Below are 16,830 nucleotides of genomic sequence, written 5' to 3' on the forward strand. Positions count from 1 at the left end.
TTTAAGGAATATAAACATGGTTTTTACGAAATTGTTTGGGAGTTATTTTCTCAAACTTTTTAAAAGCAGCAGTAAAATGGGTAGGATTTTTATATCCTACCATGTCTGCTATTTCATAAATAGGTTTTTGAGTATGGATTAGAAAGTTTTTAGCCTTACTCATTCTTAACTTTTTAGTGTAATTAAAAATAGTTTCACCAAACAACTTCTTAAATTCATTTTTTAAAACATTCTGATTTAATAACACCATACGAGCTAGTTGCTCAATAGATATTTGTTTGTGTAGATTGGTTTGAAGTATGGTTTCTACTCTGTATATTTTCTTTAAAATATTATCTGAATTATAGGTTTTCTTCGCTTGAAAATTTAACTGAAGATGTAATAATTCTAATGTTTTAGATTCTAAAAAAATCCTTTTTAGTAATCCTTTTTGAGAATTTGAAAGTATTTCAGAAACAACTTCTTCCATTTTTGAAGTTAGCTGATGTGCAAAATTTCGATTAGATTTTTTTAAACTAAGTGTTTTATCGTTTGATAAAAGAACTTGCATTTGATGCTTTTTAATGAAGTCATCATACATCCTAATTTTTACTTCTTTGAGAGGTTTGTCTTTATAAAAAATTATCTTTTTACTTTCACAATCGTCGTATAAAAGATAGCTTTCATTTTTTTCAAGAATCAAATCACTTTTAAAGTTTGAAGAGCGAATAATTTTTTCACCTTCCATTAAAACAGAGAGTTCTAAAGCACTTAAGTTGTGTTTAGATATAAATAAAAAGTCCTCTTTAAATTTAGCGCTGATAATATTGATTAATAAGCCGTCAAAAAAGTAGCTTATAATAAAACCTTCGCCATATACAGGATTAATAGTATAGACTGAAGTTTTAATACCACAGTCTATACTTTTAGATTGAAGTTGCAGTATTTTTTTTAACTGCGATGTTTGGTTGTTGGCTATTAGAATTTCCATAAACGGGGGACAAAAGGAAATAGATAATAGGCCTATAAATAATTATAATTAATAAGCCTTTATCTAACTTTTAATCCATTTATTAATATTAATAACTAAAAGAGTACTTGCTATTGCAACTAGTGTAAGCATAAAGATTTCTGAAACATTACTTGATTCATGCATAATAGCTTCAAAAAAGTGATAAATGTTATAGATAGCAGCAATGCTAGCCCAAACAATAGAGGCAATTTTGAACCATTTTTTAGAAATTTCTATAGACAATAAAGCAAATAATAAACACATACCTTCAAATAAAATTCGGTATATATGATGAATCAGAGGAGCTTCACCAGTAGCATCTTTCATTATTAAAGTTTCATTATAGTAAATGTTGAATAATCCATACATATGATGAACAATCCAGCCAATAGCTAAAAAGATCCATAGAATAATAATTTTTGTTCTTAGAGATAAAGAACCTTGTTGTATAGTCGTGTTTTCCATAATTTTTGGTTTTGTTTGTTGTAATTTATTTTTCTCTTCTAATTTTAAAGTCTTAATGTTTTTGTAGTCAATTTTATGTTTGTTAAAAGCACTTTGCTCTTGTATAGATGGCTTTATTTTAAAGTATATAAATAGTGCTGTAGCAGATAGAATTATCCATAATAAATCAATGGTTAAAATGTCAAATTGGTTGTTTTTATAAGTATTCCAAATCCAATTGTTTGATTTAATTCCGCTAGCAATAGGAACTAAGAATCCTAAAATAGCACCAGTTAGTAAGGTTACTTTATTAGTGAAATAGTTATTGCGTTTAAATCTGAAGAATAGAATACAGATGAGCCAAACAATAAAAAACCAGTTGTTTAAGATTGACATCTTTTGAGTTAAATATTCTTGAGGAAGTATTTTAACTATTAAAAAGAATAAAGCAATTACTGGAAATAAAGAAAGGCAAATAGCCATATAAATATGCCCAACTTTTGCTGTATATAATCGTTGACGTAAAGTCATACTCTTTTTATTACGAGCTTCAATCCAGATTAATACTCCAGTTATAATTACAAAACAAGTAATTAATGCTAATATGAAATAGATGATCTTAACAGTAACACCACCAAAATTACCAAAATGCAAGCGTCCCATTGACAATTGAATGTCGTCAGTATATCTAGCTTCATTAGGGTCTCTATCAACAGTAGTTTTTCCAGTCTCAAAATCATAAATAACATTTCCAGAACTTAGAAGACGTTCTTTAGAATCTAAGGCTCCTAAAAGAACATATTTCATATTTGTGCCTCCATAATTTTTTATAAGCAAATATTCAGGATTAAAATTATCCCAGCGATTAGTATTCTTTTCAACAAAATCATTAACACTAGGAAGCTGCCTATCGGTTTTTTGAACCCATTCATATACTTTTCGATCAGGACGTAAATCTTCCATCAATTTATCTTGATTTCCATTGTATAAAAAGTTAGCAGGAATTAAAACCAAAATACTTAAACAGAAATAAGCACCAGTAACGGCATACATAAATTGAAAAGGCAAGCCAATTACACCTAATGCAGTATGTGCATCTGTCCAAACTCGCTTTAAAGCATTTTTTGGGTTGAATTGATAAAAGTTTGAAACAATTTTTTTCCAATGTACTATAACTCCGGTTACAATAGCAAACAAAAAGAATAATGAAATAAAACCAGCCAAATAAACACCTATTACAGGTATTTGTGTTAAGAAGTGCAAGCGATATAAAAACTCACCTAATCCATATTTTTCGGTGTAAGTAGCAGTTTCACCAGTGTGAATATTTATCGATTCATAGCTTTGATATTTTGCTTCTTCAGGAATGTTTACAGTATCCTTAGCAGGAGTAGTTAATACATAAATATTATCGTCTTTATGACCTAAATAAAAACGAATATCTCTACTAGTTAAATGATGGTTTTCAGAAAGTTTGTTTAATAAAAAATCGTAGTCTATTTTTTCTCTAGCTATATTTTTAGAATGCTTTCCGTTTTCCCATATTTCAATTTCATCTTTAAATAAAGCAAAAGCTCCAGCAAAAAAGATAACGTATAAAGCTACGCTAATAACAATACCACTTACTGTATGTGTATTAAAAAATACATTGTAGTTTCTTTTACTCATTATACAAAAGGGTTTTGTTGATTACCATAATAATAAATCACATAAAGAACTATCGATATAAGAAGATATAGTCCCCATGCTTTCCATCCATTTTTAAATAGGAAAGGAACAATGAGTAATACACACCAAATTATAAAATGTGTATAAATAGAGGTTATTAAAACTTCTCTTGAGTTCGGTAGCCATAGAGCCAAACACATATGAAATAAAGCAGTAACAATATACCCTCCAAGAATACCAGAAGATATTTTTGCAAATTGTTGCCAAGGAGAAGATGTTAGATGTTTTGGATTTGCAGGCATATTAAAAAATGAATTCGATTAATAAGAGAACAAAAAGAAGAGCAACTAAAGTTTTATAGTTTACAAGCTTTAGTGGAGCTATAACAATTAATAAACTCATTATCATTGTTAAAGCTACTAGCCAAAAAAGAATGCCAGAAAATAGTCCAAAATGAACAGCTGCTATTATCAATGTAATTAAGAAAAAACTTCCACCTCCAATTTTTGATAATTGCTTGTTGCTACGTATCCTTTCTTCTATATAACTATTTGAAACAATAGTTGTTTTTTGTGAAGTATTGTAAAATAGGTAGCAGCCTAAAAATAGTATGGCTATTAAAATACTTATCATTATTTATTTTTTAATTACAAAACCCTCAGCCATAAAATGACCAAGAGTTTTGAAGCATTTATTTAAATAGATTAATTTATACTACACAAAGTGTTTAGTTTTAAAATTTATAAGTTACAGTACCTAAGAAAGCTCTTGGAGCTTGTGCATTAACAGTACTCCATCCTTTGTAATAAGTTTCGTTTGTTAAGTTATTTACTTTTAACGCAACTCTAAATTTATCAGTATCATAATATGCACCAGCATTAAATACGGTATAGCTTGGTAATGTAAAAGTTCCAGAAATAGCATTGTTAATTGTTAAATGCTCTGAAGCTCCATTAAATCCAGCTCCTAAACCAATGTTTTTTAAGAATTTTCCATGTTGGAATTTATAATCTGCCCAAAAGTTATAAGTAGTTTTTGGACCAGCTTCTTCAGGTCTTCTGTTTAAAAGTTCAGCTACATTTCTATTAGCAAATACACTATTAGCATCTGCAACTTTGCTATCGTTATAAGCATAAGAAGCTCTTAAGTTTAATCCAGTAATAGGACTTGAATTTGCTTCTAATTCGATTCCTTTACTTACAACCTCTTTAAGATCTATTTGATTTGTTGTTAAGAAAGCAGTTGGATCAGTTGTAGTAACATTATTAGCTATGATGTGATAATAAGAAGCACCTAAGTTTAACTTATTATTGAATAAATTAGTTTTTACTCCTCCTTCAAATTGATTTGCTTTTATTGGTTTAAAGTTTTGTATGCCAGTTTGAGTAATAACAGGGTCTTTATTTACAAAACCAGTTTGATAGTTACCAAAAATAGATAATTCATTAGGGATTACTTGATATACTACTCCAGCTTTTGGAGAAAAAGTAGTTTTAGTATAATCATCAGCAGTAGTAGCTGTATTACCATCTTGGTCAAAGTGATCTACACGTAATCCTAAATTTACAGTTAATTCAGGAGTAACATTTAATACATTTGAAATGTAAGCAGCATAGGTCTTAGAATTTGTTCTAAAGTCATTAACAGGAACGTTACTAAAAATATTTTCTAAACTTGCTTTTGTAGGTGAGTATACAGCATTAGGTGTAAATGTAGATGTTTTTACATTTCCTTGTGCATCTAAAAACGCGTCGAAATATGGTAATGCGTTAAAACCTCCTCCAACTTGTTGTCCTGTTGCTTGTAATGCACCAACCACAGCTGGATCTAAAGGAAACGGTACAAACGCTTGTGGATTATTAAAGAATCCTAATAATTGTGCAAAACCTGGAGTTGAAGTTAGTGTTGGATTTCCATTTTGATTTCTAGAATGTTGAGATCTACTTACAAAATCTAAACCACCTACAAAACGATTTCTTAAATCACCAATTTTAAAATCACCAATAAAGTTTTGTTGAATGTTGTAGTTAGTTGCATTAGCGTTACGCTTATCAAAAATTCTTGTAAAAGAAGGTGAAGCTAATAAAGTACCAGATTCAATAAGCATAGGAGTAATGATTGGCGATATAATTGGGTTCACAGGAGCCAATCTTGGATCTGATAATAGAGGAGCTAATTGTAAAATTGCAGCAGCACCACCATCAATATTGTATTGATAAAATCCTTTAGTTCTTGCATAGCTACTTGCAAAAATTGTTTGAGAACTCCACTCGTTAGAAATTTTATAATCTACAATAGTTCTTGTGTTAAAGTTCAAACTGTTTAAAGCAACATCGTTTGATGTAAAAGATTTTTTAGGATTTACATTTAATTCAGCAACATTAGTAGGCACAGTTGGAGTAATTCCAAATGGAGCTAACATAGCTGTTAATCTTCCTTGACCTAATCTGTTAACAAATAACATAGAAGGGTTTGTTTGTGAAGTTTTTGCAAACTCAAGCCCAAAAGATATGTTTAATCGATTGTTTACTTTATGAATAATAGATGGAGCTACAAAGAAAGAATCTTTAAATCCAGCATCCTGAAAACTATCTTGAGATAAGTTTGTTGCGTTTAATCTAAAGTACGTTCTTTCATCTGTAGATAAAGGAGTATTGTAGTCTAAAGAAAGTCTGTTAAGTCCAAAAGAACCAGCAGTAAAAGATACGCTACCACCTAATCCTTTGTAAGGTTTTTTAGTAACAATATTAATTAATCCACCTAAAGAAGTAGCTGTACTACCAAATAAAGTTGCCGAAGGTCCTTTTACAACCTCAATTCTTTCAATATAGGAAGGGTCAAGTGCACTTAAAGTAAAACCAGGCATACCATCAACTAACTGTGATTGAGTTGCAAAACCACGTACAGCAAAATAACCAGTTCCTTCACCAGGAGCTCTTCCCGTTGCTTCCCATAATTTACTAATACCTGTTGAATTTACTAAGGCATCTTCAACATTAGTTATAATTTGCGATTCTAATAATTCAGAAGTGATAGTAGAGTAAACTTGAGAGTTTTCTAAGTCTTTTAAAGGTAATTTAGAAACATAGGCTGTTTTCTTACGAGAAAACTTATTGTTTCTTGAAGTTACCTCTACTTCTTGTAATAATTCATTTCCTTCATATAAAGTTACTGTTAAATTATTTGAAGCAGTTGCATCAATTACTTTAGTTTTAAAACCAATAAAAGAAATTACTAATTTAAAATTACCAGAAGGAACATTTTTAATTTCAAACTTTCCATCCATGTCAGTTTGTACCCCTTTGTCTGTCCCCTGAATTATGACGTTAACACCTACTATAGATTCGTTGTTATTGTCAACTACAGTACCAGAAATAGAATTCTGAGCTACTGAAACTACCGTAGCTAAAAATAATAGCACGGTTGTCATTATTGTTTTCATAGTTTTTATTTAGATTTAATTAATTTAGAAAAACAGACGCAAAGATATTTCACAAAAATTTAACAACAAACTTTATTTAGATTAATTTTAAATTAAAGGGCTTATTTTTTTGACTTTTAAGAATATATGATTTGTTATCGAATGTTGTTAAAAGCAAAAAACCTGATTTAAAACCAGGTTTTTCATTAATTAAAATTGAATAATCTCTGTGAGATAGATAAACAAACTTAAAATTTATAAGTAAAAGTACCTAAGAAAGCTCTTGGTGCTTGCGGAGTTACAGTACTCCACCCTTTATAATATTCTTTATCTGTTATGTTATTAGCTTTTATACTTGCTCTAAAGGTATCATTCTCATAGTAAATAGATGCATTGAAAATAGTGTAAGAAGGAAGTATAAAATCACCAGCAGTTGGATAACCAACCATTGTGTTATAATCACTAGCTCCATTGAAACCTAGACCTAAACCAAAGTTTTTGGCTACACCATCTAAGAATTTATAATCAGCCCAAAAGTTGTAAGAAGTTTCAGGACCAGCTTCAGCTAAACGTCTTCCAATTAAATCAGGTCTCGATGCAGATTTAGTAACTTTTGCATCGTTATAACTAAATCCTCCTCTTAAGTTTAACCCTTCAATTGGATTTGCATTTAATTCTAACTCAAAACCTTTACTATTGATAGTACCATCTTGCTGCTTGTTTGCTCCAAATCCCATAACCTTATCTTTTACAGTAATGTCATAGTAACTAAGAGTAGCTTCAAGCTTGTTGTTGAATAAGTTTGATTTCACACCAAACTCTAATTGGTTAGCTTGTTCTAAATCGTATGACTGGATTCTAGTCCCTGCAGCTGGATTAGTTAAATCGATAGGAACTCTTTCTGGGTTTACATAACTAAATCCATTTTGATAATTAGCAAAAACAGATAATTTGTTTAAGATAGGTTGGTATACTACTCCAAACTTTGGTGAGAAAGTTGATTTAGTGTATGCTTTGTCATCGTCGCTAGAATCATTGGCATCACCTTTATATTCAAATCTGTCATAACGAACTCCAGCCATTATAGATAACTCTGGTAATATATTAGCTACGTCAGAAATATATCCACTTAAAACATTTTGGTTAAGGTCAGAGTTAGATCTTGGTACATTAGCTAAGACAGCATCAATATTAGCTTTGTTTATTGGTAAGTTTGCAAAACCAAAAGCAGGAGGAACTGGAGTAACTTGACCTTGAGGAGTAACTACATGTATACCTCTGAAACCAGAGCTTTGATCAATAGTTTGTGATTCTAAATAATCAACACCTGCTAAAATTCTATTTCTTACACTTCCTATTTTAATATCACCTGTAAAGTTTTGTTGTAAAGCTAATGTGTTAGTTTCAGCATCAGTATTTTGAGCATATAGTCCAAATAAATTAGCTTGCAGATTGTATAAATACGTGTAATATCCTTGCGACTTTGCATTACCCCCAGCAACTATTGTTTGAGAAGACCAATTATCAGAAATTTTATAGGCAATTTCACCTCTATAATTCTGAGTTGGGTTTTTAATAGAAACATCATCACTAGTCAATGATTTATTTCTATCATAATTTAACTCTGCTAAATTTTTAAATGTTAGAGGGGCTCCTCTGTTTAAAAATAAGAAAGTTTGGTTAGTCTGATCTGTTGAAGATAATTCGTAGTTAAAGTTTAAAGTTAATCTGTTGTTAACTTTATAAGAAATAGCAGGAGCTAAGAATAAAGCTTTTCTAAATCCAGCATCTTGAAAACTATCTTCAGTTTGATAACCAGCATTTAATCTTAATGAAATGTCTTCGTTGTCTTCTACGTTAGTGTTTACATCAAGAGTTAACTTTTTAAAACCAAAAGAACCTGCACCAACAGTAATGTTTCCACCAGTACCTTTATAAGGTTTTTTAGTAACTATATTAATTAATCCACCATAAGAAGTAACAGTACTACCAAATAAAGTAGCAGAAGGTCCTTTTATAACTTCAATTCTTTCTACATTATCAGGATTAATAAAACCGTTAGTAATACCAGGAACACCGTTTACTAATTTAGGTTGAACAGAAAAACCACGAATTGAGTAGTATCCTGCACCGTCTCCACTTCTACCTGTAGATGACCATAATTTCTCAACACCAGTAGTGTTTTTTAATGCATCTTCAAAACTAGTAACAGATTGTGAGATTAATAATTGATTCGTAACAGTACTGTAAACTTGAGAGTTTTCAATATTTTTTAAAGGTAATTTTGCTACATAAGCAGATTTTTTACGAGAAAATTTATTTTTTCTATCAGTATCTATAATTACTTCTTGTAATATTTCATTTCCTTCAAACAAGGTAATGTCAAGATTATTAGAAGGAACAGAAATAGTAATGTTTTTGGTTTTAAAACCTATAAAAGAAGCAACCAATATCTGTTCTCCTTGCTTAACTCCATTAAGAGTAAAGTTTCCATCTATATCGGTTTGTGTACCGATTGTTGAGTTTTTTATAGTAAGGTTTACACCTACTATTGGCTCATTGTTGTTATCAACGACCCTACCGCTAATAGCACTGTTTTGAGCAAACGAACTTACCACAGCTATTAAAAATAGCATGGTTGTTATAATTGTTTTCATTGTTTTTATTTAGATTTATTTAATATAATTAGAAAAACGGCACAAATATATTTATGAAAAAATTAACAACAAACTTTATTTAGATTAATTTTAAATAAATTTCAATACTTTTTTGAATTCTAAGAAGATATAATGTGTTTTTAAATTTGGTATATTTGTAAACACACAACAAAAACTAATGAAAATGCATTGGGAAGGTCTTTTAGCGCATTTAAAATTTATGATAAAACGTAATCCAGAATAATAATCTTATAAATATTAACGATTAATAGAAAAGAGTAGTGTTTCTTATGAGGGACACTGTATAAAATCATTAAAAATATAAGGTTATGCCATTTTATCATAAATTAGGGAAAATCCCACCAAAACGACACACACAATTTCGTAAAGAAGATGGAAGCTTGTATTACGAACAGCTTTTTGGTACCATTGGTTTCGACGGTATGTCAACCAATAGTTATCATGAGCACAGACCTACTATGGTTAAAGAAATTCGTAAACAATATTCTGTTGCGCCAAAAATAGCGAAAGCTAATAATATACAATCATACCGTTTTAGAGGGTTTCAAGTACCACCTGAAAACGATTATTTAGAGAGTAGAAAAGTAGTTTTAACAAACTCAGATTGTAATATCATATTATCAGCACCAAAGCATTCAACAAAAGACTATTTTTATAAAAACACCGATGCAGATGAGGTAATTTTCATTCATAAAGGATCTGGAAAATTACGTACAATGTTAGGTAATATCGATTTTAAATACGGAGATTATCTAGTAATTCCTAGAGGAATAATTTATAAGTTAGATTTTGATGATGAGAATAATAGACTTTTTATAGTAGAGTCTTACTCTCCAGTATATACACCTAAACGTTATAGAAACTGGTTTGGTCAATTATTAGAGCATTCACCATTTTGTGAACGTGATTTAAGAAGGCCTGAAGAATTAGAGACCTATAATGAATTAGGAGATTTCTTAATTAAAGTAAAAAAACAAGGGGAAATTATAGAAATGGTATACGCTTCACATCCTTTTGATGTAGTAGGTTATGATGGATATAATTTTCCGTATGCGTTTTCAATTCACGATTTTGAACCAATTACTGGTCGTATTCACCAACCGCCACCAGTGCATCAAACATTTGAAACAAACGCATTTGTAATTTGCAGTTTTGTACCAAGATTATACGATTATCATCCGAATGCAATTCCAGCTCCATACAATCATAGTAATATAGACTCCGATGAGGTATTATATTATGTAGATGGTGATTTTATGAGTAGAAACGATATCGATGCAGGACATATTTCATTACATCCAGCAGGAATTCCTCATGGACCACACCCAGGAGCTACGGAAAGAAGTATAGGAGAAACAGTAACAGAAGAATTGGCTGTAATGGTAGATACTTTTAAACCATTACAAGTAACAGAAGAGGCGATGAAGATTGCAGACGAAGATTATTATAAGTCTTGGTTGGAATAACAATAACTAACAAAACAACATCATGAGTAAAGAGATAAAATCAGTAAACTACGGTTTAGAAAAAATATTTGAAGGAGCACAAGACTTCTTACCACTTTTAGGAACAGATTATGTAGAGTTTTATGTAGGTAATGCAAAACAATCTGCTCACTTTTATAAAACAGCATTTGGTTTTCAATCATATGCATACAAAGGATTAGAAACAGGATCAACAGATTCTGTAAGCTATGTGTTAACACAAGACAAAATTAAATTAGTTTTAACAACACCATTAAATAGTAAATCACCAATTAACGATCATATCGTAAAGCATGGAGACGGTGTAAAAGTTGTAGCATTATGGGTAGAAGATGCTCGTAAAGCTTGGGAAGAAACAACTTCAAGAGGAGCAAAATCATATATGGAGCCGACTGTTGAAACTGATGAACAAGGAGAGGTAGTTCGTGCAGGTATTTACACTTATGGGGAAACAGTTCACATGTTTGTAGAGCGTAAAAACTACAATGGAGTGTTTTTACCAGGATTCCAAGAGTGGAAAACAGATTACAGTCCACCAAGTGCAGGGTTGAAGTATATTGACCACATGGTTGGAAATGTAGGATGGAATCAAATGGATAAATGGGTAAAATGGTATGAAGATGTAATGGGATTTGTAAACTTTTTATCGTTTGATGATAAGCAAATACATACAGAGTATTCAGCTTTAATGAGTAAGGTGATGTCTAACGGAAACGGAAGAATTAAGTTTCCAATCAACGAGCCAGCAAAAGCAGCAAAGCGTTCTCAAATTGAAGAGTATTTAGATTTCTACGAAGGAGAAGGAGTTCAGCATATCGCTGTAGCTACTGATGATATAATTAAAACAGTATCTCAGTTAAAAGCTAACGGAGTTGAATTTTTACCACCGCCACCACAATCATATTACGATATGATTCCTGAGCGTTTAGGAGAGCATATGGAAATTATGAAAGAAGATATTTCCGAGTTACAAAAGTTATCAATATTGGTAGATGCTGATGAAGAAGGATATTTATTACAAATTTTCACAAAACCAGTAGAAGATAGACCAACTTTATTCTTTGAAATAATTCAACGAATGGGAGCTCGTGGTTTTGGAGCAGGAAACTTCAAGGCATTGTTTGAATCTATTGAAAGAGAACAACAATTAAGAGGTACACTATAAAGACAAAAGTCTAACTAAAAACAAAAAACCAAGAATCAAAACTTACATGTTATGTTTCTTGGTTTTTAGTTGAAAAAATGGATCGATATTTAAATATAAAATCTCCCTTCTCGTAAAGTTCACTAACATAATCGAAAGTGAATTTTATACCTATTTTTAATAAACAAAACAATGAGTAAAGAAGAAATATTAAAGTCAATAGAAAATAAATACGAAGAATTAGGAGTGCCAGTAGAAGCAATGTTAGAAGGCTTACTTTGGAGTAAACCTATAACCTATTGGGATTATATACAAACCGATGCACTTTTAGGATTACAAATTCCTAGAACAACACAACCAGATGAAATGGTGTTTATTATGTATCATCAAGTAAATGAATTGTTGTTCAAAATGATTCTTTGGGAAATAGATCAAGTTGCAAAATCAAATGATATATCTGCAGAAAAATTCACCAAGCATCTAATGAGAATTAGTAGATATTTTGATGTTTTAAGTAGTTCTTTTTCAGTAATGGGAGAAGGAATGGATGTGGAGCAATATTTGAAATTTAGAAATACATTAACACCAGCAAGTGGTTTCCAAAGTGCGCAGTATAGAAAAATAGAATTTGCATCAACAGAGTTAATCAACTTAATTGATGCCCGTTTTAGAGATACGATTGATAGAGATTCTTCATTTAAGAATGCTTACGATCATTTGTATTGGCAAGCAGCAGGTAAGAATTATTCAACAGGACAGAAAACAACCTTGTTGAAGTTATTTGAAAAGAAATATATGGGTGAGTTTATTGATTTTATGGAAGATTATAATGATTGTAACCTTTCAAAAAAGTTTAAGCAATTACCTGATGAAGTTCAAAAGAATAAAGAATTAATAGAAGCGATGCGTCATTATGATTATACAGTTAATGTAAAATGGGTAATGGCACATTATAATGCTGCTGGGAAATACTTAGGTGGAGATGATACAGCACTTGAAGCAACAGGTGGAAGTAATTGGAGAAAATATTTACACCCAAAATATCAGCGAAGAATTTTCTTTCCATATTTATGGAGCGAAGAAGAGGTGAAAAACTGGGGGACATTTTAGTTTTAACATTATAATAAGTTTAAAAAGAGGTTAGTTTTAATCTCTTTTTTTATTTTGGAATGGTAATTGTCTATCATTTTTCATAAGTTTGAATGTCATGAAGAAAAAGATACTTTTTATTTCCATATTGTTTTTTGCTATACAAAGTTTTAGTCAAGAAAAAATAACAGCATTTAAAGACGGTGAGTGGTTAAAGTTTAGAATGAGTTATAGCGGTTTTTTAAAAGCTGGTAACGCTACATTATCATTAAAGGAAGAAAACCTGAATGGTAAAAAGGTGTTACATGCTACAGGAAAAGGATGGACTACAGGGATGATTAAATGGTTTTTTAAAGTAGATGATAATTACCAGTCGTATTTTGATAAGAATACAGGAAAACCATATTTGTTTAAAAGAAAAATAGATGAAGGTGGTTATAAAAAACATCGTCAAATAACATTTAATCATAAAAATAATACAGCATATGTACAGGATTTTCTAAAACAAAAAGATAGTATTATATCTATAAATGGACCTCAAGATATGATTTCTACTTTTTACTTTTTAAGAAGTCACGATACCCAAAAAATGAAAAAAGGGGAAGAGATAAAAGTAGATATGTTTATGGACGATAAATCCTATCCTTTTAAATTACGTTTTTTAGGATTTGAAACTTTAAAAACAAAATTTGGTAAGGTAAAAACTCAAAAGTTTAGACCTTTGGTGCAAGCAGGAAGAGTTTTTAAAGCTCAAGAAAGTGTAACTGTTTGGATTACTGCCGATGACAATAAGATTCCAATAAAAATGAAAGCCTCATTATCTGTAGGCTCACTTCGTGCTGAATTAGAAGCATATAAAGGCTTAGCAAATCCATTTGAAATTATAGTTGATTAATAAGGAGTTATAAGATGTTTAGATATTGTTAAAGTGTTAAAAGCAAAAGTTTTTATTTGTACTTTTGCGCACAAACTCAATTTTAAAACAACTTTTTTGAAAAAGCACATCCTCCCTTTTCTTAGTCTTGTATTTTTATTTTTTATCTCATGTAAAGAGGAAAAGAAAGCTCCTGTAGAACCAGTTGTTAAAATTGAAAAACCTAAGCCTGTTTATGTATTTGGGTATAATTTAGACGACTATGATATTGTCAATGATACCATAAAAAATGGAGAGAGTTTTGGCATTATATTAGACAGGCATCATGTGATGTACCCAAAAATTAATCAAATTGCTACAAAAATAAAAGACACTTTTGATGTAAGGAGAATACGCTCGGGAAAAGCATATACCATTTTAACATCTAAGGATTCATTAGCAAAAGCACAGGTTTTTATTTATAAACAGGATAAGGTAAATGCAATGATAGTAGATTTTAAAGACTCTATTATATCTGCATATAGATTTAAGAAAAAAGTAAAAACGGTTGAAAAGGAAATAGCAGGAGAAATATATTCAAGCTTATCAGTAACTATGGATAGCTTAGGATTAAGACCTACTTTAACAAATACTGTTGCCGATATTTATGCATGGACTCTTGATTTTTACAGATTACAAAAAGGAGACAAGTTTAAATTAATTTATGAGGAACGTTTTATTAATGATACTACGTTTGTGGGATATGGAGAAATAAAAGCAGCCGTTTTCAATCATAAAGGAGAAGATTTACATGCTTATAAGTTTGTGGCAGATTCTATTAAAAATATTGCTGAATATTATGATGAAAAAGGAAATATGCTAAGACGTGCCTTTTTAAAATCGCCAATAAAATTTCAATATAGAATCTCTTCTAGATATAATTTAAGAAGACGTATTAAGTTATATGGTAATAGAATTAGAGCGCATAGAGGAACCGATTTTGCAGCTAAATATGGAACACCTATTATGACTACGGCTAGTGGAACCGTTGTAGAATCTGCTAGAAGAGGAGGAAATGGTAACTACGTAAAAGTAAAACATAATAGTACTTACTCAACACAATACTTACATATGAAAAGAAGAAATGTAAGAGTAGGTGATTATGTAAAACAAGGAGATATTATAGGTTGGGTAGGAATGACAGGAAATACAAGCGGACCACATGTATGTTATCGTTTTTGGAAATATGGAAGACAAGTCGATCCTTTTAGACAAAAACTACCATCTGCAGAACCATTAGATCCAAAAATAAAACCAACTTTTTTTAAGTTTATAGAACCATTAAAAAAACAGCTGGATACTATACCTTTTCCAGAAAAGAAACCTAAAATAGCTGAAGAAAAAAAAGATACACTTTTAGCTAAGAAATTAGAAGTAATAGAAAAACACTAAATCAATTATGCCTTTACCAAACATAAATCCAACTCAAACAGAGTCATGGAAAAAGTTGACAGAACATTTTAACGAAGCAAAAAACAATAGTTTAAAAGAGTTATTTTTAAAGGATAAGAATAGAAAGAAAAATTTTTCTATTTGTTATAATGATTTTGAAGTAGATTTTTCAAAAAACCATATAACAGAAGAAACAATTACTTTATTGGTTTCTCTAGCAAAAGAAGTAGGCTTAGAAGAAGCAATAGAAAAATGTTTTTCAGGAGAAAAAATAAATGAAACAGAAAATAGAGCAGTATTACATACAGCTTTAAGAAGTAATTCTGAAGAACCTGTCCTTGTAGACGGTAAGGATATAAAACCTAAAGTACAAACAGCTTTAAGAAAAATAAAAAGCTTTAGTAATAAAGTTATCTCAGGAAAGTGGAAAGGATATACAGGAAAGTCTATTACCGATGTAGTTAATATAGGTATTGGAGGTTCAGATCTTGGTCCAGATATGGTAGTGGAAGCATTACAATATTATAAGAACAAACTAAATACACATTTTGTTTCTAATATAGATGGAGATCATGTTTCAGAAGTATTAAAAGATCTTGATCCTGAAACTACATTATTTGTAATAGTATCAAAAACATTTACAACTCAAGAAACATTAACCAATGCAAATACTATTAGAGATTGGTTTTTGAAATCAGCTACAGTTTTTGATATCACAAAACATTTCGTTGCGGTATCTACCAATTTAGAAGCAGTAAATAGCTTTGGTATAGATAAGAAAAATGTTTTTCCAATGTGGGATTGGGTTGGTGGAAGGTTTTCATTATGGTCAGCCGTTGGTTTATCAATAAGTTTATCGGTAGGTTATGATAACTTTAAAGAGCTGTTGAATGGAGCTGAAGAAATGGATATCCATTTCAAAACAGCTGATTTCGATAAAAACATTCCTGTAATTTTAGCATTGTTAAGTATTTGGTATAATAATTTTTATGGAAGTGAAACAGAAGCAGTACTTCCGTATAGTCAATACTTATCTAAACTTCCAGCATATTTACAACAAGCTATTATGGAAAGTAATGGTAAAGGAGTAGATAGAAATGGAGAAGAAGTAAATTACCAGACAGGAACAATCGTTTGGGGAAGTACAGGAACGAATATGCAACATGCATTTATGCAATTAGTTCATCAAGGAACAAAATTAATTCCTACTGACTTTATTGGGTATGAAGAATCATTATATGGTTTAACAGATCACCATAAAAAGTTAATGGCTAATTATTATGCACAAATGGATGCTTTAGCTTATGGAAAGACAAAAGAAGAAGTTCATCTAGAATTAAAGACTGAAAATAAACTAGACCAAATAAACAAATTACTTCCTTATAAAGTATTTAAAGGTAATAGACCAAGTAACTCACTTTTGTTTAAAAAATTGACTCCAAAGACATTAGGGATGTTAATTTCAACTTATGAACATAAAATATTTACACAAGGAATTGTATGGAATATTTACTCTTTTGATCAGTTTGGTGTTGAATTAGGGAAAGAACTTGCTAAAAAAATGCTAAAAAGTTAAAAAAAACATTAAAATTTAACTTCTTGTTTA

The 16,830-nt window shown here is 30.3% G+C and carries 12 protein-coding genes; 6 read left to right on the forward strand and 6 right to left on the reverse strand.

Annotated features, from left to right (window positions below):
• Position 1 precedes the first annotated feature (1 nt).
• From F7018_RS01765 to F7018_RS01790, 6 genes are all read right to left on the reverse strand, one after another.
• A complete protein-coding gene (locus F7018_RS01765; protein ID WP_150898254.1) occupies positions 2-970 on the reverse strand; it encodes a helix-turn-helix domain-containing protein in 969 nt (322 codons plus the stop codon).
• Positions 971-1,033: 63 nt separating this feature from the next.
• On the reverse strand, positions 1,034-3,103 hold the full coding sequence (locus F7018_RS01770) for a PepSY-associated TM helix domain-containing protein (protein WP_150898255.1): 2,070 nt from the start codon (positions 3,101-3,103) through the stop codon (positions 1,034-1,036).
• Positions 3,103-3,405 carry a hypothetical protein gene (locus F7018_RS01775; RefSeq protein ID WP_150898256.1) on the reverse strand — a complete coding sequence of 101 codons (303 nt, stop codon included), beginning with the start codon at positions 3,403-3,405 and terminating at the stop codon, positions 3,103-3,105. Before F7018_RS01775 ends, F7018_RS01770 begins: the two co-directional genes overlap by 1 nt.
• A 1-nt stretch (position 3,406) precedes the next feature.
• Positions 3,407-3,736: a hypothetical protein gene (locus tag F7018_RS01780; RefSeq protein WP_150898257.1), complete on the reverse strand. Its 330-nt coding sequence runs from the start codon at positions 3,734-3,736 to the stop codon at positions 3,407-3,409.
• 100 nt (positions 3,737-3,836) lie between these two features.
• A complete protein-coding gene (locus F7018_RS01785; protein WP_150898258.1) occupies positions 3,837-6,545 on the reverse strand; it encodes a TonB-dependent receptor in 2,709 nt (902 codons plus the stop codon).
• Between the two features lie 227 nt (positions 6,546-6,772).
• Positions 6,773-9,181 (reverse strand): TonB-dependent receptor, encoded by a 2,409-nt coding sequence (locus F7018_RS01790; protein WP_150898259.1) that lies wholly within the window; start codon positions 9,179-9,181, stop codon positions 6,773-6,775.
• A 329-nt stretch (positions 9,182-9,510) separates the two neighbouring features.
• Here F7018_RS01790 and F7018_RS01795 point away from each other — a divergent pair, with 329 nt between their 5' ends.
• The 6 genes from F7018_RS01795 to pgi all read left to right on the forward strand — a co-directional run bounded on the left by F7018_RS01795 (position 9,511) and on the right by pgi (position 16,800).
• A complete protein-coding gene (locus tag F7018_RS01795; protein ID WP_150898260.1) occupies positions 9,511-10,668 on the forward strand; it encodes a homogentisate 1,2-dioxygenase in 1,158 nt (385 codons plus the stop codon).
• Between the two features lie 22 nt (positions 10,669-10,690).
• A complete protein-coding gene (gene hppD, locus F7018_RS01800) occupies positions 10,691-11,851 on the forward strand; it encodes a 4-hydroxyphenylpyruvate dioxygenase (protein ID WP_150898261.1) in 1,161 nt (386 codons plus the stop codon).
• 171 nt (positions 11,852-12,022) lie between these two features.
• Positions 12,023-12,940, forward strand: coding sequence for a tryptophan 2,3-dioxygenase family protein (locus F7018_RS01805; protein WP_150898262.1), 918 nt, complete (start codon positions 12,023-12,025; stop codon positions 12,938-12,940).
• 97 nt (positions 12,941-13,037) lie between these two features.
• Positions 13,038-13,814 (forward strand): DUF3108 domain-containing protein, encoded by a 777-nt coding sequence (locus tag F7018_RS01810; protein WP_150898263.1) that lies wholly within the window; start codon positions 13,038-13,040, stop codon positions 13,812-13,814.
• Positions 13,815-13,910: 96 nt separating this feature from the next.
• A complete protein-coding gene (locus F7018_RS01815; protein ID WP_150898264.1) occupies positions 13,911-15,224 on the forward strand; it encodes a peptidoglycan DD-metalloendopeptidase family protein in 1,314 nt (437 codons plus the stop codon).
• Positions 15,225-15,231: 7 nt separating this feature from the next.
• Positions 15,232-16,800 (forward strand): glucose-6-phosphate isomerase, encoded by a 1,569-nt coding sequence (gene pgi / locus F7018_RS01820; RefSeq protein ID WP_150898265.1) that lies wholly within the window; start codon positions 15,232-15,234, stop codon positions 16,798-16,800.
• Positions 16,801-16,830: the final 30 nt, after the last annotated feature.

Origin of the sequence: Tenacibaculum aiptasiae (genome assembly GCF_008806755.1) — a bacterium.
Taxonomy (GTDB): Bacteria; Bacteroidota; Bacteroidia; order Flavobacteriales; family Flavobacteriaceae; genus Polaribacter; species Polaribacter aiptasiae.